Source organism: Mesorhizobium sp. B2-5-13, from assembly GCF_006440535.1.
Taxonomy (GTDB): domain Bacteria; phylum Pseudomonadota; class Alphaproteobacteria; order Rhizobiales; family Rhizobiaceae; genus Mesorhizobium; species Mesorhizobium salmacidum.
On sequence record NZ_VFUI01000022.1, the window covers coordinates 1 to 21800 of the forward strand.

The following is a 21800-nucleotide window of genomic DNA, read 5'->3' on the forward strand; positions in this document are numbered from 1 at the left end:
GGCCGGGCGGGCGCCCGGTGGCGCAAGGGGCGGCGGGCATCGTGTGGGCCGCGACCTTGCCCGACGACGGCCCGACTGGCGGCTTTTTTCGCGATGGCAAGAGGCTGCCGTGGTGACGGCGAGACGCGGGCAAGTTCGGGCGGCGCCCGGCATTGCGTAACGGCGTTCAGCATCTGAATCGGGAAATTGTGCCAAACGATTGTTTTCGCATCAATCTCGCCGGACATCCGTGCATCACCTCCTCCATGGCGGGTGGACGAAGACCGGCATGGCGGCTATTTTTTCGAGCCCGCGACCAGATCGCGAGGCGCAATCGGTCGCCGGGAGCTGTTGCCGTTGAGAAGAATTGCTTCGTGGACGATGGCGCTGATCCTCGTTGCCGTCGCCGCGTGCGTCGGGGCTGGCGCCGCCGTCGGCCAGACACAAACGCCTGCCGAGCTGCCTTTGCCGCCGGACGTGTCGTCGAAGGACATATCGGTCGGGGTAAAGGCCGCGCCGCCCTTCGCCTTCAAGCTGCAGGACGGCACCTGGTCGGGATTGAGCATCGACCTCTGGCAGAAGATGGCCGGGCGGCTCAACCTTCGCTTCCACTATGTCGAAGTGCCTGGCGTGCAGGACCAGATCGACGGCGTCGTCAGCGGCAAATTCGACGTGGCGATGGCCGCGATCACGGTCACGGCAGACCGCGAAAAGGCCGTCGACTTCACGCAGCCCTTTTTCACGACCGGGCTCGGCATCGCTACACCGCTCAACAGCCAGCCGTCATGGCGGCCGATTTTGCACGCGCTGACCTCGTTCGGCTTCCTGCAGGCCGTGCTGGCGCTGATCGTCATCTCGGTCGTGGTCGGCATCCTGATCTGGATGTTCGAACGCCGCCACAATGAGGATTTCGGCGGCGGCGTCGCCAAGGGCCTGTTTTCAAGTATGTGGTGGTCGACGATTGCCGCGACCCAGGCCAGCACCGGCGATTTCGGTCCGCGAACCGTGCCGGGACGTGTGCTGGCCGCGCTGTGGATGATGGGATCGATCATCGCCATCGCGGTGTTCACCGCCGGCGTCACATCGGTGCTGACCGTGACGCAGATGGAAGGCATGGTGCAGGGCGAAAGCGACCTCACCACGGTCCGGGTCGGCGCCGTGCAGAATTCCTCGACCGCGTCCTACCTGGATTCCACCCATATCCGCCATCAGGACTTTGCCACCGTCCAGCAGGGCCTGGACACGCTGCGCGCCGGCAAGATCGATGCGCTGGTCCACGACAAGCCGCTGCTTGGCTGGCTGGTCGGACAGAACTACGGCGCGAGCCTGCGGGTCCTCGACGCGACCTTCGACCAGCAGCAATATGCCATCGCCCTGCCGCTCGGCAGTAGGCTTCGCAAGCCGCTTGATGTCGCCCTGCTGCAAACCATGGAAAGCGACTGGTGGAAACAGGCGGTCTTCCAGTATCTGGGCGAGAAATAGGCTATCGGCATGAGAGCGGGGGACGGACAGCTCGCGGCATTGCGCGCAAGAAAAAGCCGCCCTCTTTCAGGACGGGTCTTCGGGTGATGGCTGTCGTCACTGATCGAGGTCGACCGGGGTCACCCCGAGGAGCTTCAGGGCGTTGGCGTAGATCCGGATGCCTTGCGCCTGCTTGCTCCCGGCGCAGAACCGGTTCGCCTTGTCCTGCAGTGCCGTTACCTCGGCGATCTGGCTCGCACTGGCACCCGGTTTGGCCTTGGCCCGGATGGCCCCGTCGAGTTGAAGGCCGAGCCGGCTGCAATATTCGGTCCGGGTGACCGCCGCCTCCGCGTCGGACTGTACGACCGCAAGCATGGCGAGCGAAATGCCTGTCAGGGCACTCATCCATCCGGTCGAACGTCGTTGCATTGCAGGCACTATCCTTGGCGTGTCTGGCGGCCGCTGCCCGGCTGCCACGGGGATGGTTATCGCAGACGATCTTTTCGCCAGTTTTTCCCGGATGTTGAATCTTGTTTCTGGAGTGTGTCTGGAGGCCGGGTTCACACTTCGTCGGCGTCGAACAGCAGCATCGTCAGATCGTCGTCGCCCGGGGCCAATATCCGCCGGTCGGCGGCGCAGGCAACGCCGACTTCGCTGGCGAACGCCGCGCGGATGTCGTCGAGGCTGTCGAAATACAGTGTCGCCACAAGGTAAGGCATCTCGCCCGCCGAGAGTTTGACGATGGGCCGCCTGCTGACATCGTAGCGCCGCAGGCCGGGAAGCTTCTTGGCGAGCGGTATATGAACATCGAAATAGTGCCGGTCGAACGCGGCCGGATCGGCCGGGGTTTTGTAGATCACAAGCATCTTGGCCATTGCCCGTATTCCTGTCCTGTTGATGTCGATGGTCAAGCCGTGCAGGCCGCCAAACCGAAGTCGTTCGACATTGGCGGATTTCGACCGCCGGTCGATTTTTATGTGCGCCGCCGGGGGCGGGGCTATATGCGACAGCCGATTTCCCGACTTGAGGAGATCGGCGCCTCGCGCTCCCGCGGGCATCTGCGGCGCTTCTGCCTCTTCCCCCGGCACCGTCATTCGCGTAAGGGCGCGGGAAAATTCCAATTCCGCATCGATACCCCCCGGAACATCATGATCAGACTTGAAAACATCGGCAAGCAGAACGGCCGTCAGCTTGTCTTCATCGAGGCGTCGGCCTCCCTGCAGAGGGGCGAGAAGATCGGCCTCGTCGGACCCAACGGTGCCGGCAAGACGACGCTGTTTCGCATGATCACCGGGCAGGAACAGCCCGATGAGGGCCAGGTGCAGGTCGACCGCGGCGTCACCATCGGCTATTTCAGCCAGGATGTCGGCGACATGGCGGGTCACAGCGCGGTGGCCGAGGTGATGAACGGCGCCGGACCGGTCAGCGACGTGGCGGCCGAGATGGCGGAACTCGAGGCGGCCATGGCCGATCCCGACCAGGCCGACCGGATGGACGAGATCATCGAACGATATGGCGAGGCGCAGCACCGCTTCGAGGAGCTCGACGGCTATGCGCTGGACGGCCGCGCGCGCGAAGTGCTGGACGGTCTCGGCTTCAGCCAGGAGATGATGGACGGCGATGTCGGCAAGCTGTCGGGCGGCTGGAAGATGCGCGTGGCGCTGGCCCGCATCCTGCTGATGCGCCCCGACGCCATGCTGCTCGACGAACCGTCGAACCATCTCGACCTGGAAAGCCTGATCTGGCTCGAGCAGTTCCTGAGGGGCTATGAAGGCGCGCTGCTGATGACTTCGCACGACCGCGAGTTCATGAACCGCATCGTCAACAAGATCGTCGAGATCGATGCGGGATCGCTCACCGCCTATTCCGGCAATTATGAATTCTACCAGCAGCAGCGGGCGATCGCCGACAAGCAGCAGCAGGCGCAGTTCGAGCGCCAGCAGGCGATGCTGGCCAAGGAAATCGCCTTCATCGAGCGCTTCAAGGCGCGCGCCTCGCACGCAGCCCAGGTGCAGAGCCGGGTGAAGAAGCTCGACAAGATCGACCGTGTCGAACCGCCCAAGCGCCGTCAGGTGGTGAATTTCGAGTTCCAGCCGGCGCCGCGTTGCGGCGAGGATGTCGTCACCTTGAAGAACGTGCACAAGGCCTATGGCAGCCGCACCATCTATGAAGGGCTCGACTTCCAGGTCCGCCGCCGCGAGCGTTGGTGCATCATGGGCGTCAACGGTGCCGGCAAGTCGACGCTGTTGAAGCTGGTGGCCGGCGCCTCCGATCCCGATACAGGCACGGTGGCGCGGGGACCGAGCGTGAAAATGGGCTATTTCGCCCAGCACGCCATGGAGCTCCTGGAAGGCGAGCGCACCGTGTTCCAGACGCTGGAAGACAATTTCCCGCAGGCCGGCCAGGCGCCGCTTCGGGCACTTGCCGGCTGTTTCGGGTTTTCCGGCGACGAGATCGAGAAGAAATGCCGGGTGCTGTCAGGCGGCGAGAAGGCGCGGCTGGTGATGGCGCTGATGCTGTTCGACCCGCCCAACCTGCTGGTGCTGGACGAGCCGACCAACCACCTCGACATCACCACCAAGCAGATGCTGATCGAGGCGCTGTCGCAATATGAAGGCACGATGCTGTTCGTCTCGCACGACCGGCATTTCCTGGCAGCGCTGTCGAACCGCGTGCTCGAATTGACGCCCGAAGGCATCCACACCTATGGCGGCGGCTATTCGGAATATGTCGAGCGCACTGGACAGGAAGCGCCAGGGCTGAGGAGCTGAGCGGGTAGGGGCGCCGTTCGCCGAAGCGAGACCTAAAGCAGGCCGTGTTTCCTGAATTCGGCCTGCTCGTCCCCGCTGATCCAGCCGAACACCTTCAGCTTCCCGTCTCGCCTCTCGAGGAGATAGCTGACCTCGAAATCAATAGTAATGAGAGCCGCCCTCTTGTTGTGGTACTCCCCGGCCCATTGCACCTTTGCCACGCAGTGGTCCTGATCGATCGGCGTCACGGATACATCCCTGCACGTCATCCTCCCGGCGCCCATCGCCCTGTAGCCCTCGAAGCCCTTCTTCATGATTTCGATCAGTTGCTTGCCGTTTTCGCCGGCCATTACCGCGCCAGGGGTGACTGAGATGAAAGCGGACGAATAGATGTCGGCGACATCCTTCAAACCGGCATCCGACAAGAGCGCGTCATTGTAGAATTTCGCATAGGCCTCGAAGAATTTCGCGACCTCGGCTTTGGCGATCATCGTCTTCCTCTCCCCCGAACGGGACGGGAAACCGCTTCACACTTCTCCGGGAACCGCTCCGAGGGGTGAGGCGCCTACCTCAGCGAGATGCTCATGCCGCTGAGATCCGCGTTCACCTGCAGGCCCACCTGTCTGCCCGTGAGTTGGAGTTGGGCGCCCTTGTCGTTGGTCATCACGATCACCTGAGCGCCTCTGCCGAGCGTGCCGCCGCCGCCGGCCGCGCCATATACGCCAGCCACGTCCCGGGCGCGCCTGATGTGGCGCACGGTGCCCTGGAAATAGGTCTTGGAAACGCCGAAGGCGAGGCCGCCCGAGACGCCGCCGATCGAGATCGGATATTTCCGGCCATGGAAGGTCAGCGTGCCCTCGCCACCGGAGCCGCCGACGAAGAAAGCCGCCTTGTAGACGGAGAAGCGGATCGTGCCGCTGTCGGCATGCGCGGCGCTGGCAAGGCTGACGCCTACCGTTGCGATCGCGGCTACGGCGATTGAACGAAATCCGGACGAAATAGTCATGATGGGAACTCCTGAAGGTGGCCGTCGGCAAGAATGGTCGGCGTGGCATCAAAGTTACAACTGAACAGTCTCGCTCATAATTGGTTCCAAGCGGCGGTCTGAATCTGGCGGCGGGAAGCCCGCCACGAAAAGAGGCCAGGCTCTCTGGTCGCGGCGGTCTTCTTGTGGGATGGAGACGTCGGTGTCCGCTCCACGGCGGTTGGCAAAGGGGTTCGGTATGAGAATTGCGACGGGGCTTGTAATGTCCGCATTGGCCGCGACAATGGCTGGATGCGCGACGTCTCCAGTCGACTATGGAGCCTCGCTTTCGCAGCAGGACCAGAAATGGGCGACGCCGCAATGCCAGCAAGCCCGGGCGGCGGCTTCGGACTACGCGGTCCGCGAAAAACAGCACCCGGGTTGGGAATTCGTCGCACTTGGCCCCTACGGGTTGGGGATCATAGCGGCGACCAAGGAGCACGAGCAGAAGCAACGAAAGCTGCTCGCCCGCGACGTGCATCTGCAGTGTTCGAGCCTACCCCTTCCGAAGGAATTGCAAGGTGATTTGAGCCCTGCCAGTCCAACCCCGGCGAAATATCCATAGCCGGGAACGGTTGCGGATGCGACCCTCGACGAAAAACCGTTACACGCTTTTCCTGGGAGTTGCTCTAACGTAGCAATCCGTCCGCCTCGAATGTGTCCCAACCTTCGAGCTTTGGCGCATCGTCCTTTCCCGCATTTCTGGTCTTGCGGGCGTTGTCCGTCCGCTTGCCTGCTCGTGTCAGTGCGGCCTTGCCGGCCCCACGCCGTCTGTTCTCGGACACTTCCAGCGCATCCTCCTCCCGCCAGGCGGTCGCCAGGTCACGATCGAGAACGTCCTCGATGTGGCGTGGATCGAAGACGTGGAAGGTCACAGCCTTGGATCGCCCGCGCATCTTCACGGTACGCGTGCCGATGCTTTTCAGGCGACCATCCCTGAGCCATTTGTGCCGCTCTCGGGAGGAGATGGTGAGGATGTCCTCTGCCTCTCGCGGAAGCACGGGCAGTGCCTCGATTCCCTCCAGCGTCCTGGAGATGGTTGCCGAGGCGGTCTTGAACGCATCCGCGTCGGTTCGCATCATACGCAAGACGACGCGGCCCGTCTCGGCCTTGGCAAATTTCCGCACCGTCCACGGCAGGCGGGCCCGAACTTCCCGTTCGATCCCCTTCAGGCGCAAGGAAGACCCAAGCGTCGCCGCTGGCGGCAGCAGCCATTCGGCGACCATTGACGCGGTGCCCGTGCCTTGCTCGGCCGTGCGATCAGGGGCGGTGGCAATTTTCGCCGCGATGCCGCTCAGGATCTTCCGAATGGAGCCGCGCTTCTTGTCCGCCATGTTTCGTTTTCGCTCATCGAGTGCTTTCGTGGAAGCACAGTTCGCACAGCGGACAACCGAAATCAGGGTCGAACAGTTCCCTAGGCATGCGCAGGCGGAGACTATTGACTTCATCTGGGCAACCCACCATGCAAGCGGCCCTGGACAGGTGGTCCAACGAACCGCAGGGTGGTTCCAATATTGCGTCACGGATTTCGCAAGGAGCGCTTGCCCACAACGACAGGTCAGATCGTTGCGAAATTGAAATTCCCGACGCGCTGACCACAGCTCTCTTCGTCCCATCGACGCCTGATCGACCGTTGGAATTGCACTTGGTCCGAGTCGTCGGGCGATCCTATTACCCTCGAGGCCGTGATGGCATGTGTTGGGCGAGGGCGCCCTAGACTGGGCCGCCGTCGATAAGCAAGAAGTCCGGTGCCGCTTTTGGCAAACACATCGTCCGGTGTTCCAGCATATTGTGCTGGCGAATAAGCTTGAGACAAGGCGGTTCCGAACAACAATGGCTAGGCGGTTTGCGTTTCTCCTGGTGCGCGACTTCACGCTGTCGCCGCTGTCGCTGTTCATCGACACGCTGCGGCTGGCGGGCGATGAGGGCGATCGCAGCCGCAGGATAGAGTTCGACTGGGAGATCGTCGGCGAACGCGGTCTGCCGATCCGGGCAAGTTGCGGCGTCGAACTGCTGCCGACCGGGGGGATCGGCAATCCCGAGGATTTCGATAATGTCGTCGTGGTCGGCGGCCTGCTCGACACCAACCGCAGCCTGAGTTCCGAAAAGGAGGCCTTCCTGTTGCGGGCCGCAGGGAAGGGCGTGCCGCTGACGGCGCTCTGCACGGGCAGCTTCGTGCTGGCGCGCTACGGCCTGCTCGATGGCTATAGCGCCGCCGTCAGCTGGTTCCACATCAAGGATTTCCGCAGCCGGTTCCCGGAGGTCAACGCCCATGCCGACAGCCTGTTTACCGTCGACCGTGGCCGCTCGACATGCGCGGGCGGCACGGGTGCCGCCGACCTTGCAGGCCATTTCGTGTCCGAGTTCATCGGCCGGAAGGCGGCGGAAAAGGCCGCCAAGATCCTGGTGCTCGACCGGATCAGAAGCAGCAGGGATGTGCAGCCCGTCGGCGACCTGTTTCCGGAGGCGTCGAGCCGGGCGGTGAAGCGCGCTTTGCTGTTGATGGAGAGCAACCTCCAGGAGACGCTGTCGGTCGCCGAGATCGCGACCCGCCTGAACTGCTCGCGGCGCCAGCTCGAACGGCTCTTCGGGCTGGAACTGGGCATCGGCCCGATGGCGGCATATCTCGCGTTACGAGTGCACCATGCGAAGTCGCTGCTCGAAGGCAGCGACCTGCAGATCGGCGAAGTCGCCTACCGCTGCGGCTTTACCAATGCCGGCCATTTCAGCCGCGTGTTCCGCCAGCAGACCGGCACCACGCCAACCTATCTCAGGCATCCCAACCGCAGGCCCGGCGGCGCGACGATACAACGAAGTCCGCTACGTGCGGCGCCTATGAAATCCGCTGGCCGTCCTCGTCGAGCAGAACGCAGCCCTCGGGATCGAATCCGAGGTCGGCCGTCTCGCCTTCGCGAAGAACGCGGCCATTGATCGGCGCGTTGGCGCGGAGGCTGGTCTTGCCGCCGATGTCGATCTCGTAGATTGCGCTGCCGCCCAGATACGAGGCCGAGACGACACGACCAGTGAGCCGGTTGACGCTCGTTCCGGCACCCACCGAAAATTTCTGCGGCCGCACCACGACGGTGACCTTGCTGCCGTCGCCAAGCGGCCTTGGACAAGCCACGTTGATGGTCTGGCCGGTGGCAAGCACCACCGCTTGGCCGGACCTGCTCACGGTCCCGGCAAGCATGTTGGCCTTGCCGAGGAAGTCGGCGACGAAGGCCGTGGCCGGCGTCTCATAGACCTCCTCCGGAGTGCCGATCTGTTCCACTGCGCCGGCGTTCATCACCACGATGCGATCCGACATGGAGAGCGCTTCTTCCTGGTCGTGCGTGACGAAGATGGCGGTGATGCCCGTTTCCTTCTGGATCTTCTTGATCTCGACGCGCATCTCCTCGCGCATGTTGGCGTCCAGCGCCGATAGCGGTTCGTCCAGCAGCAGCACCTGCGGCTCGAAGACGATGGCGCGGGCAAGCGCGATGCGCTGCTGCTGCCCGCCCGACAGCTGCGACGGCAGCTTCTTCTCGCTGCCCGGCAGCCGCACCATTTCGAGCGCCTTGCCGACCCTGCGGGCGATCTCTGGCTTTGGCACGTTGCGGTACTTCAGGCCGAAGGCGACGTTGTCGAACACGTTCTTGTGCGGGAACAGCGCGTAGCTCTGGAAGACCAGCCCGATGTTGCGCTTGTAGATCGGGACGTCGTCGACCCGCCGCCCGTCGATCATGATCTGGCCGCCGGAAATATCGACCAGGCCGGCTATGGAGCGCAGGATCGTGGTCTTGCCGCAGCCCGAGGGCCCGAGCAAGGTGACGAAGCTGCCCTTGCGGATCGAGAGCGAGAAATCGCGCACGGCGACGAACTTGCCGTAGGCGATGTCGATATCGCGGAACTCGACCGCCGGGCTGTTCGCCTCCGCGGCCGCGCTCGCGCCGGCTGCCCCGGCCAGGACAGGCCGGGGATGGAGTGTCGTGCCCTGGCTTTCAGGCACCTTTGGAGATCCTGTTCCACTGCTTGGTCCAGGCGTCCTCGTTGTTCGCCCAGTAGGTCGGATCGGCGAAGGTCAGCGATTTCATCGTGCCGGTCTTGTCGAACGCCGGCAGTTTCTCGATCTTCTCGGTCAGCTTGACCTTGTTCGGGTCGAGCGACGGCGGATAGCTCTGGCCCTCGGCCACCGCGATCGAGGTCGCCGGGTCGAGCATGAAGTTGATCAGCTCCTCGCACTCGGCCATGGGCGAGCCCTTGAGGATCAGCATGTCCTCCATCCAGGCATAGGAGCCGGCCGGGTCGAGATAGCCGATCGGATGGCCCTGGTCCTGCAGCGCGGCGACCCGTCCCGACCACGCATCGGTCACCACGATCTCGCCCTTGGAAAGCAGGTCCATCAGCTCCGCGCCGGAGCTCCAGAACTTCTTGGCGAGGTCGCGCGTCTCGCGCACCTTGGCCCAGATGGCATCCATGTCCTCGAGGTTATTGGGATCCTGCCCGGTGGCAAGCGCCGCATACCAGACGCGCGTCGTCATGTCGGAATAGCCGCCGACCTTGCCGGCATATTTCTTGTCGAGAAGCAGGGCCGCGCCTTTTTCCTTGGCTTCCTCCGGCGAGATCACCTTGGTGTTGTAGGCGATACCCGTCGTGCCATAGTCGTAGGGTATGGCCGAAAGCTTTGGCGTCAGCTTGCGGAACGGCTCGATCATCGGCTGCAGCACATTCGCCACGTTGGGAATGTTGGCCTCGTTGATCTCCGAGGTCAGGCCGGCGTTCACATATTTGATGTAGTAGTTGACGCCCGAGGAATGGATGACCTGGTAGTCGCCGGGCTTGGCGGTCTTGATCTTGGTGATGATCTCGTCCTCGTCGCCGAACGTGCCCTGGACCACCTTGATCTTGGTCTTGGTCGTGTAGGGCTGGAAGGCGAACTTGTCGATCGCGTCCTGCACCGTGCCGCCCCAGCCGTCGAAGCGAACCTCCTGGACCGCGGCGAGCGCCCGGCCCATCCACGGTATGGAAAGGCCCGCCGATGCCGCCGCGGCGGCGGTCAGTGTCAGGAAAGTGCGGCGGCTCAGGTCGCCATTGGCGTATCGGTCGTGCAGCCGTTCCAGCCGCTTCGTGGTGGTGAGTTTCATTGTGTTTCCTCCTTTGGTTCGCCACGTCTTCTCAGTTTTGTCAGGCTTTGCAGGATCAGGCCGCCAATCAGCGGGATGCCGACGGTCACAAGGATCATCACGGTGCCGAGTGCGTTGATTTCCGGACTGATCGAGATCTTGAGCATGGAAAGGATCTGGGTGGGCATGGTCTCGACGCCGGCCGGCCGCCAGAACAGGCTGGCCGAGGTGTTGTCGAACGAGATGGTGAAGGCGAGCAGCGCGCCGCCCACCACGGCCGGAATGAGCAGCGGCAGCGTGATCTCGCGGAACGACGAAAACCGCGAGGCGCCGAGCGACAGCGCCGCCTCCTCATAGACGCGCCGGATGCCGATCATGCGCGCCTGCGCGATCAGCACTACATAGGGCACGGCAAGCAGGATATGACCGAGCACCAGGAGCAGCATGGTCCTCGGCTGGTCGACCGCCTTGATCAGCACCAGCAGGCCGACGCCGAGGATGGTTTCGGGCACCAGCGCCGGCAGGATCACCAGCGTGCTCAGCGCCTGCTTGCCGCGAAAATCGAAGCGCACCAAGGCAAATGCCGTGGTGACGCCGACGGCGGTGGTGACGATCGCGGTGACCAAGGCGATCCACAAGGACGTGCGAAAGGCGGCCAGCACCGCCTCGTTGGCCATCAGCTTGCCGTACCATTGCAGGCTGAAGCCGGTCATCGGGAAGCCGCCGAACATCGAGGCGTTGAACGACAGGATCACCGTCGCCACGATCGGCGCGAACATGAAGATGTAGACGCAGACCGTGACGAAGCCGGTCAGCCGCCAGGCCCATCTGCCTTCCTGCTTGCGCCGTGTTCCTCTCATCCGCCAAGCCCCATCATCCGCCAAGCCCAATCATCCGCCAAGCCCTTTGACGATCTGCGACATGCCCATGTAGCGCGTGTAGACGGCGGCGAAGAAGCCGAGCACGACGAACAGCACGATCGAAAGCGTGGCGCCCATCGGCCAGTTCAGCTCGCCCATGATGGTGTCGTAGATCAGGTTGCCGAACAGCGCGTCGCGGCCCGAGCCGAGAAGCTGCGGCGTCACATAGCTGCCGGCGGCCAGCACGAAGCAGAGCAGCAGGCCCGCCGCAAGGCCTGGCAGCGACAGCGGCAGCGTGACCTCTCGGAACGCCTGCGCGCTCGTGCAGCCCATCGAGCGGGCCGCAGAAATCAACGTGCGATCAATGCTCTCCAGGCTGACATAGACGTTGAGGATCATGTAGGGCAGCAGAAAATGCAGCATGCCCAGGATGACCGCGCCCTCGTTGTAGAGCATCGGCAACGGCTCGTTGACGATGCCCATTTTGAGCAGCGCGACATTGATGACGCCCTGTTCGCCCAGGATGTTGATCCAGGAGAAGGTGCGGATGGTGAAGCTGATCCAGAACGGCACGATCAGCAAAAGCAACAGCAGCCATTTGTGCTTGAAGGTCGTGGCCCAGATGAAATAGGCGGGAAAATAGCCGAGCACGCCGCAAAGCAGCGCCGTCATGGCCCCGACTCTCAAGGTCTTCAGAAGGAAGCCGTGATAGTAGCTGTCGGTGAGGAATTCATGCCAGTTCGCGGTCGTCAACGCGCTCGTTTCCACGCCGGCGGTGACGAAGGTGAAGAAGGTGTAGGCGCCCATCACGGCGATCGGCAGCACCAGGAAAAGGATCAGCAGCAGGAGCACCGGTGCGACGAGCATCCAGGCCAGCCGTGGATCATACAATGTCCATCGTCGTTTCATGAGCACCCGGACGTCCGCGCTTTCTTTGAAGCGCTGTTTTGTTCCCGGTGCCAAGATTGGGTGATTGGAGGCGCGATGTCTACAGTCGGCGATTGAGCCAGTGGACTTCAGCGTGTCGGCCCGATGGACCAGAATAATTATCGGCGAGCGCAATACCGCGGCTGGGCATCTATCCGATGCGTTTGCCGGCGGCAGCCGTCTTCTAAGCCGGCAGGCCGGCGACGCGCAGGGCGTCGGTGACATCGTCGATTATGCCAGGCGCGATTCCGACGGCGGTGGCCCAGCGGCCGATGGTGAAATGCGGATCGAGCGCCATGAGCCGTGCGGCCGACGCTCTTGCCTCCTCGATCCGTCCGAGCCTCGCCAGCGGCGCGGCCAGCCAGCCATGCAGGATGCTGAAACCGGGGTTCAGCTCCACCGCCCGCCGGCCGGCCGCGATGGCCTGTTCGTGCCGGCCGGACAGAAAATTGCCGAAGCCGATGATGCCTTGCGGCACGCAGCTCATGGCGTCGAGCGGGGAGAGCCGCATCGCCTGCTCGCACCAGTCGATGGCGCGCGCCGCATGGCCGCCATAGGCCACCGGCACGCAGCCAAAAGTGTAGACGAAGGCACAGGAGGCGCTGAGCGACAGGGCCTGCGCGAACATCTCGTTGGCCAGCCCGCGGTCATGCTCGACCAGACCGATTGTGAAGCCGGCCAAGGCCAGCGCCATCGCGTCGCCCGAGCCGTGCTCGATCGCCGCATGGGCATGGTGCGACGCCTTCTGGCGATGCTCCGCCAGCATGCCGCCTCGGATGAAAAGGGTTTGATGCGCCCAGGCGGCAAAGCCATGGGCGAGCCCATAACTCGGCTCGATGGCCAATGCCTGGTCGAGCAGAGGCAGTCCCTTGGCCGCGCCTTGGGGCATGAAGGTGTAGACATCGGGCAGAGCGCGCAGAAAAAGGTCGTAAGCGTCGAGACTGTCGGGCCGCTGGCGCTTGACACGTTCGATCTCGGCCCGGCGCAAATTGGGCTCGATGGCCGCGACCACGCTGATGGTGATCTCGTCCTGCAGCGCGAACACGTCGGTCAACTCGCGATCGTAGCGTTCGGCCCACAGATGGCTGCCGTCCTCAGCGTCGATCAGCTGCCCTGTGATGCGCACGCGGCTGCCGACCTTGCGGACCGAGCCTTCCAGCACATAGCGCACGCCGAGTTCGCGCCCGACCTGCTTCACGTCGACGGCGCGGCCCTTGTAGGTGAAGCTCGAATTCCGCGCGATGACGAACAGCCAGCGGATGCGCGACAGGCCGGTGACGATGTCCTCGGCCATGCCGTCGGCAAAATAGTCCTGATCCGCGTCGCCGCTCATGTTCACGAAAGGCAGAACGGCGATGGAGGGGCGGGCGGGAATGCCGAGGCCAGGCTTGGGTGTTCCCACCGGCGCTGCCGCCTCGGCGCCGGCTTCCTCGCGTACGGTGCCGACGAAACGAAAGCCCCGGCGCAGGATGGTACGGACGAGGCGCTGCTGCTCGCCATTGTCCTGAAGGGCGCCGCGGGCGGCATTGACACGGCTGGCAAGCGTGGCGTCGGAGACGATGCGTCCCTGCCAGACCGCATCGACCAGATCGTCCTTGCTGACGACCCGCTCGCGATTGCGGATCAGATATTGCAGGAGGTCGAACACCTGCGGCTCGACCGGGACCAGCTCGTTGCCCCTGCGTAGTTCGCGCCGGTCGCCGTCCAGAGCGAAATCCTCGAAAAGATACGGCAAATTGCTGGCTCCAGATGGGGCGGAAACGCTGACCTGGACACTGTAGACGTGTCGTGGGCGCAAAATCAAAGCCCTCTCAAGACAAAATCAAGAGGTCCTGAAGGTCACCTCAAAGCGAGCGCGGCGGACCCGACGCATAGTCCTCCTGCAACCAACGCAAACAACGATTTGAAAAGGAGAACTCAAATGTCCAACACCGCGGCAAATTCGGTCGTCCTCGTCCATGGCGGCTTTGTCGACGGCTCCGGCTGGGAAGGGGTCCATAACCAGCTCAAGGAGGACGGCTACGACGTCACCATCGTCCAGAACCCGACCACCTCGCTCGCCGACGACGTCGCTTTCACCAAGCGCGCCATCGCCGCCGCTCCCGGCAACGTCATCCTGGTCGGCCACTCCTATGGCGGCGTCGTGGTGTCGGAAGCCGGCACCGATCCGAAGGTTTCAGCCGTCGTCTACATCGCGGCCTTCGCCGCCGATGCCGGCGAGTCGGTCTCGACCCTCATCGCCAACCCGCCTCCCGGCGCCGCGGTGCCGCCGATCCTGCCGCCTGTCGACGGCTTCCTGATGCTCGACAAGGCCAAGTTCGCCGCCTCGTTCGCCGCCGACGTCCGTCCTTCGCTCGCCTCCTTCATGGCGGACTCGCAGGTGCCGTGGGCCGTGGCCGCACTCGAAGGCAAGGTCGCCAAGCCGGCCTGGAGGGTGAAGCCGAGCTGGTATCTCGTCGCTACCGACGACCATATGATCCCGCCGCCGGCACAGCGCCAGATGGCAAATCGGGCCGGCGCGACGACGGTGGAAGTGCCCGGCAGCCACGCGGTCTACGTTTCCGATCCCGCATCCGTCGCCAAGCTGATCAAGGACGCAGCCGCCAGCGTCGGCGGGAACTGAACCGGCCTCCCTCCAACAAAAGGCCTGGCCTCCCAAAAAGGCCTGGGCGTCCGGCGGCGCCCAGGTCTTTGCCTGTTCCGGCCGAGGCGCCGACTGGCCTCAGCCCTTCGGCATGCCGCGCGCGATCAGCCGGGCAAGGCGCTCGGAAAACGCCCTGGCGTCGGCAGGCTTGTCGCCGTCGAGCACGCGCGCCTCGTCATAGAGAAGGTGGGCGGCATCGTCCTTGAAGGCCTGTTCGTCGTCGCCGAGGCCGGCGAGCGCCAGGACGCGCTCGTGGCGGGGGTTGATTTCGAGGATCGGTTTGGCCGTCTTGTCGAGGCGGCCGGCGGCGTTGAGCAGCCGCTCGAACTGCCTGTCCGGACCATGTTCGGGCGCCACGAGGCACACCGCGCTTTCGGTCAGGCGGTCGGAAGGCTTCACATCCGACACGGCATCGCCAAGCGCCGCCTTGACGAAGGCCAGGAAGCCATCGACTTCGGGCGTCGCCGCCCTGTCCGGCTTCTTCGCATCATCGAGCAAGGAGATGTCGGAGAGCTCCGCCCCGCCCTGCGTCACCGACTTGAACGGCTTGCCGTCGAACTCCGGCGCCATCGACGTCCAGAAACTGTCGACGGGGTCGGTGAGCAGCAGCACCTCTATGCCGCGTGCCCTAAAACCTTCGAGCTGCGGCGAGGCTTCGAGCCGCGCACGGTCGTCGCCGGCCATGAAGAAAATCGCCTTCTGGCCTTCCTTCATCGCCGAGACATAATCGGCAAGGCCGCGCCAATTTTCGCCCGAGGTGGTCGAACGGAAGCGGGCGAGCTTCAAGAGCTGCTCGCGCCGCTCATGGTCCTCGTAGAGCCCTTCCTTGAGGACGACGCCGAAATTCTCCCAGATTTTGGCATAAGCCTCGGCCTCGTTCTCCGCCAGCTTGGCGAGATCGCCGAGCACGCGGTTGGTCAGGCCCTTGCGGATCGCGGCCAGCAGCGGGCTTTCCTGGATCATCTCGCGCGAGACGTTGAGCGGCAGGTCGGCGGAATCGACCAGCCCGCGCATGAAGCGCAGGTAGCGCGGCAACAAATCGGCCTCGTCGGTGATGAAGACGCGGCGCACATAGAGTTTCATACGGCCCTTGCGGTCCTGGTCGAAGAGATCGAAGGGACGCGAGCCGGGCACGAAGGCCAGTACGCTGTATTCCTGCCGGCCTTCGGCGCGGAAATGGATGGTGGCGGCCGGCTCGTCATACTGGCCGGAGAGGCCGCGGTAGAAATCGGTGTATTCCTCGGGCTTGATCTCGCTTTTCGGCCTGACCCAAAGGGCCGTGCCATCGGCAATGTCGCGCGCCTCGGCGCCGGGTTTCTCGGTGAGCGTGATCGGCACCGGCACGTGGCCCGACTGCGATTTCGCCAGTTGCTCGAGCCGGTAGGATCCGGTGTAGGACACAGCATCGTCCATCAGATGCAGCACGACGCGGGTGCCGCGTTTGGGTGCCGCTTCGAGCGGGGCGGGCGCGATCTCGTAGGAACCCTTGCCATCGGACGACCAGCGCCAGGCCTCGGCGCTCCCCGCCAGGCGGCTGATGACATCGACGCGGGTCGCCACCATGAAGGCGGAGTAGAAGCCGACGCCGAACTGGCCGATGAGCTGCGTGTCTTCGCTGGCATTGCCCGCATCGACGCGCTCGATGAAGGCGCGCGTGCCCGAGCGCGCGATCGTGCCCAGCGCCTCCGTCATGTCGTCGCGGCTCATGCCGATGCCGTTGTCCTCGACGGTGATCAGCTTGCTGTCGGCGTCGGCCGATATCGAGATGCGGGGTTTCGGATCGTCGGCCAGCAACTCCGGATGGCTGACGGCCTCGAAGCGCAGCTTCTCGCAGGCGTCAGCGGCGTTGGAAATCAGTTCACGCAGGAAGACGTCCTTATCGGAATAGACCGAGTGCACCATCATGTGCAGCAGCCGCGAAACATCCGCCTCGAATGCCTTGGTTTCCGTCGCTTTTGTGTCTGTCGTCATTGCCGAGTTTCCCACGCTGTTCATCCGCCCGCCGCGCCATGGCGCGTTCAGGACTTCCTTTCAACCATTTTCAACCGTGCTGGCAACCGCGTTCAGCAAGGCCAGCGCGCCGACAATATCGTCATGGGGTGCGGGGGCCGCAAGGGAGCGGAAACGGCGCTGACAGCGAAATAGCCGATCTCCCCCCGTGGGGGAGATTGGCAGCTTCCGCGCCCTACTTGCCCGCCATGTGGTCGGCAAGCGTCTGCGCCTGGGCAAGCAGCGCGGGGAAGACGGGGTTGTCGGGCAGGTTCTTGGCCATGCAAGCGCGGAAGTCGCTGTCGCCTTTTGCCCAGGCGGCGTCGGCGGCATCGGATGTATTGTCGTCGCCGTCGCCGGTGGCTTGCTTGACCAGTTTCTGGGCGGCGGCGTCGGCGGCGGTCCAGACCGCGTCGCAGGCCGCGATCTTCGGGACGGGGGGCGTCGCGGGCGCCTCGGCGATCATGACGCTGTTGCCCCTAACGAGCGTGACGACGACCTCCTGGTCGTAGTTCGGCCCGACATCCTGTGCCCAGCCGCCGAGGCGGGCAATCGCCATGTCGGCGCCATCGGGCGTCTTCAGGGTGAAGTCGAGCGTGCCTGTGAAAGCGGCGTCGCTGCCGATGGCCTGGGTGTAGAAGGCATCGAGCTTCAGCGCCGCGTCGAAGCTGGTGGGCAGTTTGAGATCGGCGTCCGTCTCGGCGGCGCGCGATTGGAGCCAGCGCTCGACCAGCCCGCGCGTCGATACCACGATGCTAGGGCCGTCCTCAGTGCCGTGGCGCAGCCCGTCCAGCATGCCAAAGCCGACATCGGAGGAACTGAGGCTTTCGATGTTGATCGTGCCGGCCGCCGGAAAACCCTTGACCGTGAAAGGTCCGAGAAGCGCCGAAAGGCGCTGCTCGAGATCGGCGCGGGCCTTTTCACTGGCAGCATCGAGTGTCTCGACGGGAGCGTTCGCGCTTTCCATCGCGGCGATGGCTGATATCGCCTTGTCGCGCGCGGCGATGTAGTCGTCCTCCGGCGAAGCGGCACAGGCCGCACCGCTCGCCAGCGCGAACACCAAAGTCCAGACCAGACGCATCGTGGAACCTCCGTTTTTACAAGCTCTTCGCGTGGCTTGGTGGCGATTGTGCGGCGGTGAAGTCTGGCGAGGCGTTGCAGATATCGGAGCACCAGGACAGCCTTCCCACGGTGGGAGGCCGTCATATGGAGAAGGACAATGAAACCTTCCGATTTCCACGCCGTTATGGCCGTTGTGGCAGACATCAAACCCAAACCGAAGCCGGCCGGCGGCGCCAAGCCAAACGGTGCCAGCAAGCCCCGCCGGGAGAAGGCACCCGATGTCGAGGCCGCCTCCGAGGTCGTGGGCGAGGCCGCACCGCCGCCAGCGGCGGGGGAACCCGATCCGCAACTGAGTCCCGAACAGGCCGAGCAGGCGCGCAAGAAATATCTGCTGAAGCGTTTCTGGATCAGCGCGCGCGGTTATTGGAGCCGGCGCGGCGACAAGCTCGCCTGGCCATTCACGATCGGACTCCTGATTATGATCTGCGTCAATGTCGGCTTCCAGTACGGGATCAATGTCTGGAACCGCTCGATCTTCGACGCCATCGAACAGCGCAATGCACCGACCGTCTATTTCCTGAGCGCCGTGTTCGTGCCGCTGGTGCTTGGAAGCGTCAGCCTCGTCGTCACGCAGGTTTATCTGCGCATGACCATCCAGCGCCGCTGGCGCTCCTGGCTCACCACATCGGTCATCGGCCGCTGGCTCACCAATGGCCGCTACTACCAGCTCAATCTCGTCAGCGGCGATCACCAGAACCCGGAGGCCCGCATCGCCGACGATCTGCGGATCGCCACCGAATCGCCCGTCGATTTCGTCTCCGGCGTGCTCAACGCCTTCCTGGCGGCCTCGACCTTCATCGTCGTGCTGTGGACGATCGGCGGCGCGCTGACGCTGCCGATCGGCGGAGCCAACATCACCATTCCAGGCTTCCTCGTCGTCACCGCGGTCATCTATGCGGCCATCACTTCTACCTCGATGGTGGTCATCGGCCGGCATTTCGTCGAACTCTCCGAGCAGAAGAACCAGGCGGAAGCGGAATTTCGCTACACGCTGATGCGTGTGCGCGAAAACGGCGAGAGCATCGCCCTGCTCGGCGGCGAGCAGGAGGAACGCAGCGGCATCGACAGGACCTTCGCCGGCGTGCTGAAGCGGTGGGCGATGCTTGCGGGCCAGCACATGCGCACGGCGCTAGTCTCGCAGGGATCGAGCCTGTTCGCGCCCGTGGTGCCGGTGCTTTTGTGCGCGCCAAAATTCCTCGAGGGCTCGATGTCGCTCGGGCAGGTCATGCAGGCGGCATCGGCCTTTGCAATCGTGCAGGGCGCGTTCGGATGGCTGGTCGACAACTACCCGCGTCTCGCCGACTGGAACGCCTCGGCACGGCGCATTGCCTCGCTGATGATGTCGCTCGACGGGCTCGAGCGCGCGGAAGAGAGCGACGCGCTCGGGCGCATCACTCGCGGCCAGACCAAGGACGATACTATGCTCAGCCTCAACAATCTCTCCGTGTCGCTCGATGACGGCACCGCCGTGGTCAAGGAAACCGAGGTCGTGATCCAACCGGGCGAGCGGCTGCTGGTGGCCGGCGAATCCGGTACGGGCAAGAGCACGCTGGTGCGGGCGATAGCGGGGCTGTGGCCGTGGGGTGGCGGCAGCGTCGATTTCCACCCCGGCAAGCGCTTGTTCATGCTGCCGCAGCGCCCCTACATTCCCTCGGGCACGCTGCGCCGGGCGGCCGCCTATCCAGGTGCCGCCGATGACTGGACGGTTCCACAGATTAGGGCCGCCCTCGACAAGGTGGGGCTCGCTTATCTCGGCGACCGGATCGACGAAGAGGCGCCATGGGACCAGACCCTGTCGGGCGGCGAGAAGCAGCGGCTGGCTTTCGCGCGGCTCCTCCTGCACGCGCCCGACATCATCGTGCTGGATGAGGCAACGGCGGCACTCGACGAGAAGAGCCAGGACAGGATGATGGAGACCATCATCCAGGAATTGCCCAATGTGACCATCTTGAGCGTGGCGCACCGGGCCGAACTGGAGGCGTTCCACAGCCGCAAGATCACGCTCGAGCGGCGCAAAGGCGGCGCCAAGCTCGTCAGCGATATCGATCTTGTCCCGCGCCGGCGCAGGGGCTTGCTCGGCCGCGCCTTGTGGGGTTCCGACAAGCGCGGCGCCACCCGTAAAAAGACTTGATGGCCGTCAGGCGAGTTGGGCTTCCGCTGGGATGGCCCCGGCAGCCCTTCCATCAGGCGCGCAATTCCTCCCTATGCGCCTCCACGAGGTCGGCCAAGCTGTCGAAGCGGAAGTCCACCTTCGGCATGTCGCCGGGATGCATCGTGGCGCCAAAACCCTGATCGGCGTGCCGGCGGTGGATCCAGCACGATGCGAGGCCCAGCTGGTTGGCGACGGTGTGGTCGTGGAACAGGCTTTCGGCCGTGTGCAGGACCTCCTTGTCGCCAATCCCGAGCGTCGCAAGCTTTTCAAGCATATAGTCGAAATTCCGGGGCGACGGCTTGTAGGAGCCGATGTCCTCCGCCGTGTAGATCGCATCGAAATCGACGCCGAGCTTCCTGTTGCTGAAGGAGAAGCTCGTATTGTCGACGTTGGAGAGGATGATCAGCCTGTAGTGTTTCTTGAGGTATTGCAGGGCGGCGGCTGTGTCGGCAAAGGCCGGCCAGTCCTTCACGCTTAGGCCATAGGCGATGCATTCCTCCGGCGTGGCCACGACGCCCCATTCCTCGGCGAGCCTTTTGTAGACGACAGCCAGAAGGTCTCGGTAGCGTTTCTGCGGCGTCCAGTTCTGCTGGCTGGATTCGTGCCTTGCGTGCGCCTGCAGGATCTCGTCGCGGCCAAGGCCGCGGCCAACCCGTCCGGTCAGCGGCTTCAGGGCTTCGATCATGCCGGATTCCCAATCTATGAGGGTGCCGTAGCAGTCGAAGGTCAGCGCCTTGAAATCAGTCAGCTTCATGAGGTTCACTCCCTTAGGGTCCATGGTCGGTTTGGTGCGGGATCACGATCAATCGGCCGGTTGCCCGATCGGGCCTAGACTTGTCTCGCCCTTGGATACCGTGCCGCGCGGCGACGTCAGCCAGACGCCGAACAGCGTCACCGCAAGGCCGAGGAACATCGCCGCCGAAAGCGGCTCGCCGAACAGCAGCCAGGCCCAGAGCATCGTCACCGGCGGGCTGAGATAGATCACGCTGCTGACCTGTGCGGCGCTGTGGAGGCGCAGGCTCACATAGTAGACGCCGTAGCAGAAGAAGGTCGAAAACAGCACCAGCCAGGCGATGCCGAACCCGAACCGGCCATCAAGCGGCGGCATCAATCCGCCATTCCAGCCGGCGCAGGCGGCAAAAAGCATCGCCGCCGTCATGCATTGGATGCACAGGCTCTGGTGGATGGGCATGTCGATCGTCCCCATCCGTTTCTGCAGCACGGTCACCAGGGCGAAGACCATCATGGACGCGATGGTCACAATATATGCCCAGGCCGGCGCTGTCCCGAGGCTGAGGCTGTTGAGCGAGACGATCAGCACACCCAGCGCCCCTAGCGCCGTTCCGGTCCATTGCCTCGATGTCAGCCGGTGGCCCAGGATGGGCTGCGACAGTGCCGCGATGGCGAGGGGGACGAGGTCGGAGATCAGCGCGACCAGGCCGGTCGGTACGCGCTGGCCGATGGCAAGCGCGAAGCCGCCGAGATAGAGGAACATCATCGCCACGCCGAACGCCATCTGCCACATCAGGGCGCGTGCGCCGATGCGCGGCCCGATCATGAGCGCGAAGGGCAGAAGGATCAGTCCCGACATCAAAGTCCGCCAGAACAGCACCAGCATGACGTCGGCACTCTCGCTGGCGTAGCGGATGCCGACGAAGCCGGAACTCCAGCTGACGACCAGCGCGGCCGGCATAAGCGGCCAGGCCAGGCGATGGGGCTGATGTTTCGGGAGCGTCATGCGGTCATTCGTTGAATGGGTGCGGGCGTTGAATGGGTGCGGGGTTGAATGC

20 protein-coding genes are annotated in these 21800 nt (G+C 64.1%); 6 read left to right on the forward strand and 14 right to left on the reverse strand.

The annotated features are described in order from the left end of the window. Positions 1 to 336 precede the first annotated feature (336 nt). Positions 337 to 1461 carry a transporter substrate-binding domain-containing protein gene (locus tag FJ434_RS25050; protein ID WP_246678372.1) on the forward strand — a complete coding sequence of 375 codons (1125 nt, stop codon included), beginning with the start codon at positions 337 to 339 and terminating at the stop codon, positions 1459 to 1461. Positions 1462 to 1557: 96 nt separating this feature from the next. Here the strand turns inward: FJ434_RS25050 and FJ434_RS25055 are convergent, their stop codons facing one another. Together FJ434_RS25055 and FJ434_RS25060 are read right to left on the reverse strand one after the other, a co-directional pair. Next, on the reverse strand, positions 1558 to 1869 hold the full coding sequence (locus tag FJ434_RS25055; protein WP_181166068.1) for a hypothetical protein: 312 nt from the start codon (positions 1867 to 1869) through the stop codon (positions 1558 to 1560). 131 nt (positions 1870 to 2000) lie between these two features. Beyond that, positions 2001 to 2315, reverse strand: coding sequence for an EthD family reductase (locus FJ434_RS25060; protein ID WP_140751476.1), 315 nt, complete (start codon positions 2313 to 2315; stop codon positions 2001 to 2003). Between the two features lie 273 nt (positions 2316 to 2588). Between FJ434_RS25060 and FJ434_RS25065 the strand changes: the two genes are divergently transcribed. After that, positions 2589 to 4211: an ABC-F family ATP-binding cassette domain-containing protein gene (locus FJ434_RS25065; protein WP_140751474.1), complete on the forward strand. Its 1623-nt coding sequence runs from the start codon at positions 2589 to 2591 to the stop codon at positions 4209 to 4211. Positions 4212 to 4243: 32 nt separating this feature from the next. Here FJ434_RS25065 and FJ434_RS25070 read toward each other — a convergent pair whose 3' ends face one another. Together FJ434_RS25070 and FJ434_RS25075 are read right to left on the reverse strand one after the other, a co-directional pair. After that, positions 4244 to 4681, reverse strand: a complete 438-nt coding sequence (locus tag FJ434_RS25070) for a nuclear transport factor 2 family protein (protein ID WP_140751472.1) — start codon at positions 4679 to 4681, stop codon at positions 4244 to 4246. A 74-nt stretch (positions 4682 to 4755) separates the two neighbouring features. Next, positions 4756 to 5196 (reverse strand): hypothetical protein, encoded by a 441-nt coding sequence (locus FJ434_RS25075; RefSeq protein ID WP_140713903.1) that lies wholly within the window; start codon positions 5194 to 5196, stop codon positions 4756 to 4758. Between the two features lie 217 nt (positions 5197 to 5413). Between FJ434_RS25075 and FJ434_RS25080 the strand changes: the two genes are divergently transcribed. Further along, entirely contained in the window at positions 5414 to 5779 is a 366-nt protein-coding gene (locus tag FJ434_RS25080; RefSeq protein WP_140751470.1) for a hypothetical protein, read from the forward strand. 64 nt (positions 5780 to 5843) lie between these two features. On the opposite strand, the gene FJ434_RS25085 is transcribed toward FJ434_RS25080, so the two are convergent. Continuing rightward, the gene (locus tag FJ434_RS25085; protein ID WP_140751468.1) at positions 5844 to 6548 is read right to left on the reverse strand and encodes a hypothetical protein; all 705 of its coding nucleotides are present in this window, start codon (positions 6546 to 6548) and stop codon (positions 5844 to 5846) included. 499 nt (positions 6549 to 7047) lie between these two features. On the opposite strand from FJ434_RS25085, the gene FJ434_RS25090 reads away from it, so the two are divergent. Further along, entirely contained in the window at positions 7048 to 8145 is a 1098-nt protein-coding gene (locus tag FJ434_RS25090) for a GlxA family transcriptional regulator (RefSeq protein ID WP_246678371.1), read from the forward strand. Here FJ434_RS25090 and FJ434_RS25095 read toward each other — a convergent pair. From FJ434_RS25095 to FJ434_RS25115, 5 genes are all read right to left on the reverse strand, one after another. After that, entirely contained in the window at positions 8048 to 9202 is a 1155-nt protein-coding gene (locus FJ434_RS25095; RefSeq protein ID WP_140751466.1) for an ABC transporter ATP-binding protein, read from the reverse strand. The genes FJ434_RS25090 and FJ434_RS25095 overlap by 98 nt on opposite strands. After that, positions 9195 to 10337, reverse strand: coding sequence for an ABC transporter substrate-binding protein (locus FJ434_RS25100; RefSeq protein ID WP_140751464.1), 1143 nt, complete (start codon positions 10335 to 10337; stop codon positions 9195 to 9197). Before FJ434_RS25100 ends, FJ434_RS25095 begins: the two co-directional genes overlap by 8 nt. After that, positions 10334 to 11176 carry an ABC transporter permease gene (locus FJ434_RS25105; RefSeq protein ID WP_140508613.1) on the reverse strand — a complete coding sequence of 281 codons (843 nt, stop codon included), beginning with the start codon at positions 11174 to 11176 and terminating at the stop codon, positions 10334 to 10336. The genes FJ434_RS25100 and FJ434_RS25105 overlap by 4 nt, the downstream gene beginning before the upstream one ends. 30 nt (positions 11177 to 11206) lie before the next feature. Continuing rightward, positions 11207 to 12085: an ABC transporter permease gene (locus tag FJ434_RS25110; protein WP_140751462.1), complete on the reverse strand. Its 879-nt coding sequence runs from the start codon at positions 12083 to 12085 to the stop codon at positions 11207 to 11209. Between the two features lie 202 nt (positions 12086 to 12287). Then, complete coding sequence (locus FJ434_RS25115; protein ID WP_140751460.1) at positions 12288 to 13838, reverse strand: winged helix-turn-helix domain-containing protein; 1551 nt, start codon at positions 13836 to 13838, stop codon at positions 12288 to 12290. 186 nt (positions 13839 to 14024) lie between these two features. Here FJ434_RS25115 and FJ434_RS25120 point away from each other — a divergent pair, with 186 nt between their 5' ends. Beyond that, positions 14025 to 14726, forward strand: a complete 702-nt coding sequence (locus FJ434_RS25120) for an alpha/beta hydrolase (protein ID WP_140751458.1) — start codon at positions 14025 to 14027, stop codon at positions 14724 to 14726. A gap of 99 nt (positions 14727 to 14825) precedes the next feature. Here the strand turns inward: FJ434_RS25120 and htpG are convergent, their stop codons facing one another. Together htpG and FJ434_RS25130 are read right to left on the reverse strand one after the other, a co-directional pair. After that, on the reverse strand, positions 14826 to 16718 hold the full coding sequence (gene htpG, locus FJ434_RS25125; protein ID WP_140751456.1) for a molecular chaperone HtpG: 1893 nt from the start codon (positions 16716 to 16718) through the stop codon (positions 14826 to 14828). Between the two features lie 214 nt (positions 16719 to 16932). Next, complete coding sequence (locus FJ434_RS25130) at positions 16933 to 17817, reverse strand: hypothetical protein (RefSeq protein ID WP_140713885.1); 885 nt, start codon at positions 17815 to 17817, stop codon at positions 16933 to 16935. A 174-nt stretch (positions 17818 to 17991) separates the two neighbouring features. Between FJ434_RS25130 and FJ434_RS25135 the strand changes: the two genes are divergently transcribed. Beyond that, positions 17992 to 19989, forward strand: a complete 1998-nt coding sequence (locus tag FJ434_RS25135) for an ABC transporter ATP-binding protein/permease (protein WP_140751506.1) — start codon at positions 17992 to 17994, stop codon at positions 19987 to 19989. A gap of 52 nt (positions 19990 to 20041) precedes the next feature. On the opposite strand, the gene FJ434_RS25140 is transcribed toward FJ434_RS25135, so the two are convergent. Together FJ434_RS25140 and FJ434_RS25145 are read right to left on the reverse strand one after the other, a co-directional pair. Beyond that, a complete protein-coding gene (locus tag FJ434_RS25140; protein WP_140751454.1) occupies positions 20042 to 20764 on the reverse strand; it encodes a haloacid dehalogenase type II in 723 nt (240 codons plus the stop codon). Positions 20765 to 20812: 48 nt separating this feature from the next. Continuing rightward, positions 20813 to 21748 (reverse strand): DMT family transporter, encoded by a 936-nt coding sequence (locus FJ434_RS25145; protein WP_140751452.1) that lies wholly within the window; start codon positions 21746 to 21748, stop codon positions 20813 to 20815. Positions 21749 to 21800 lie beyond the last annotated feature (52 nt).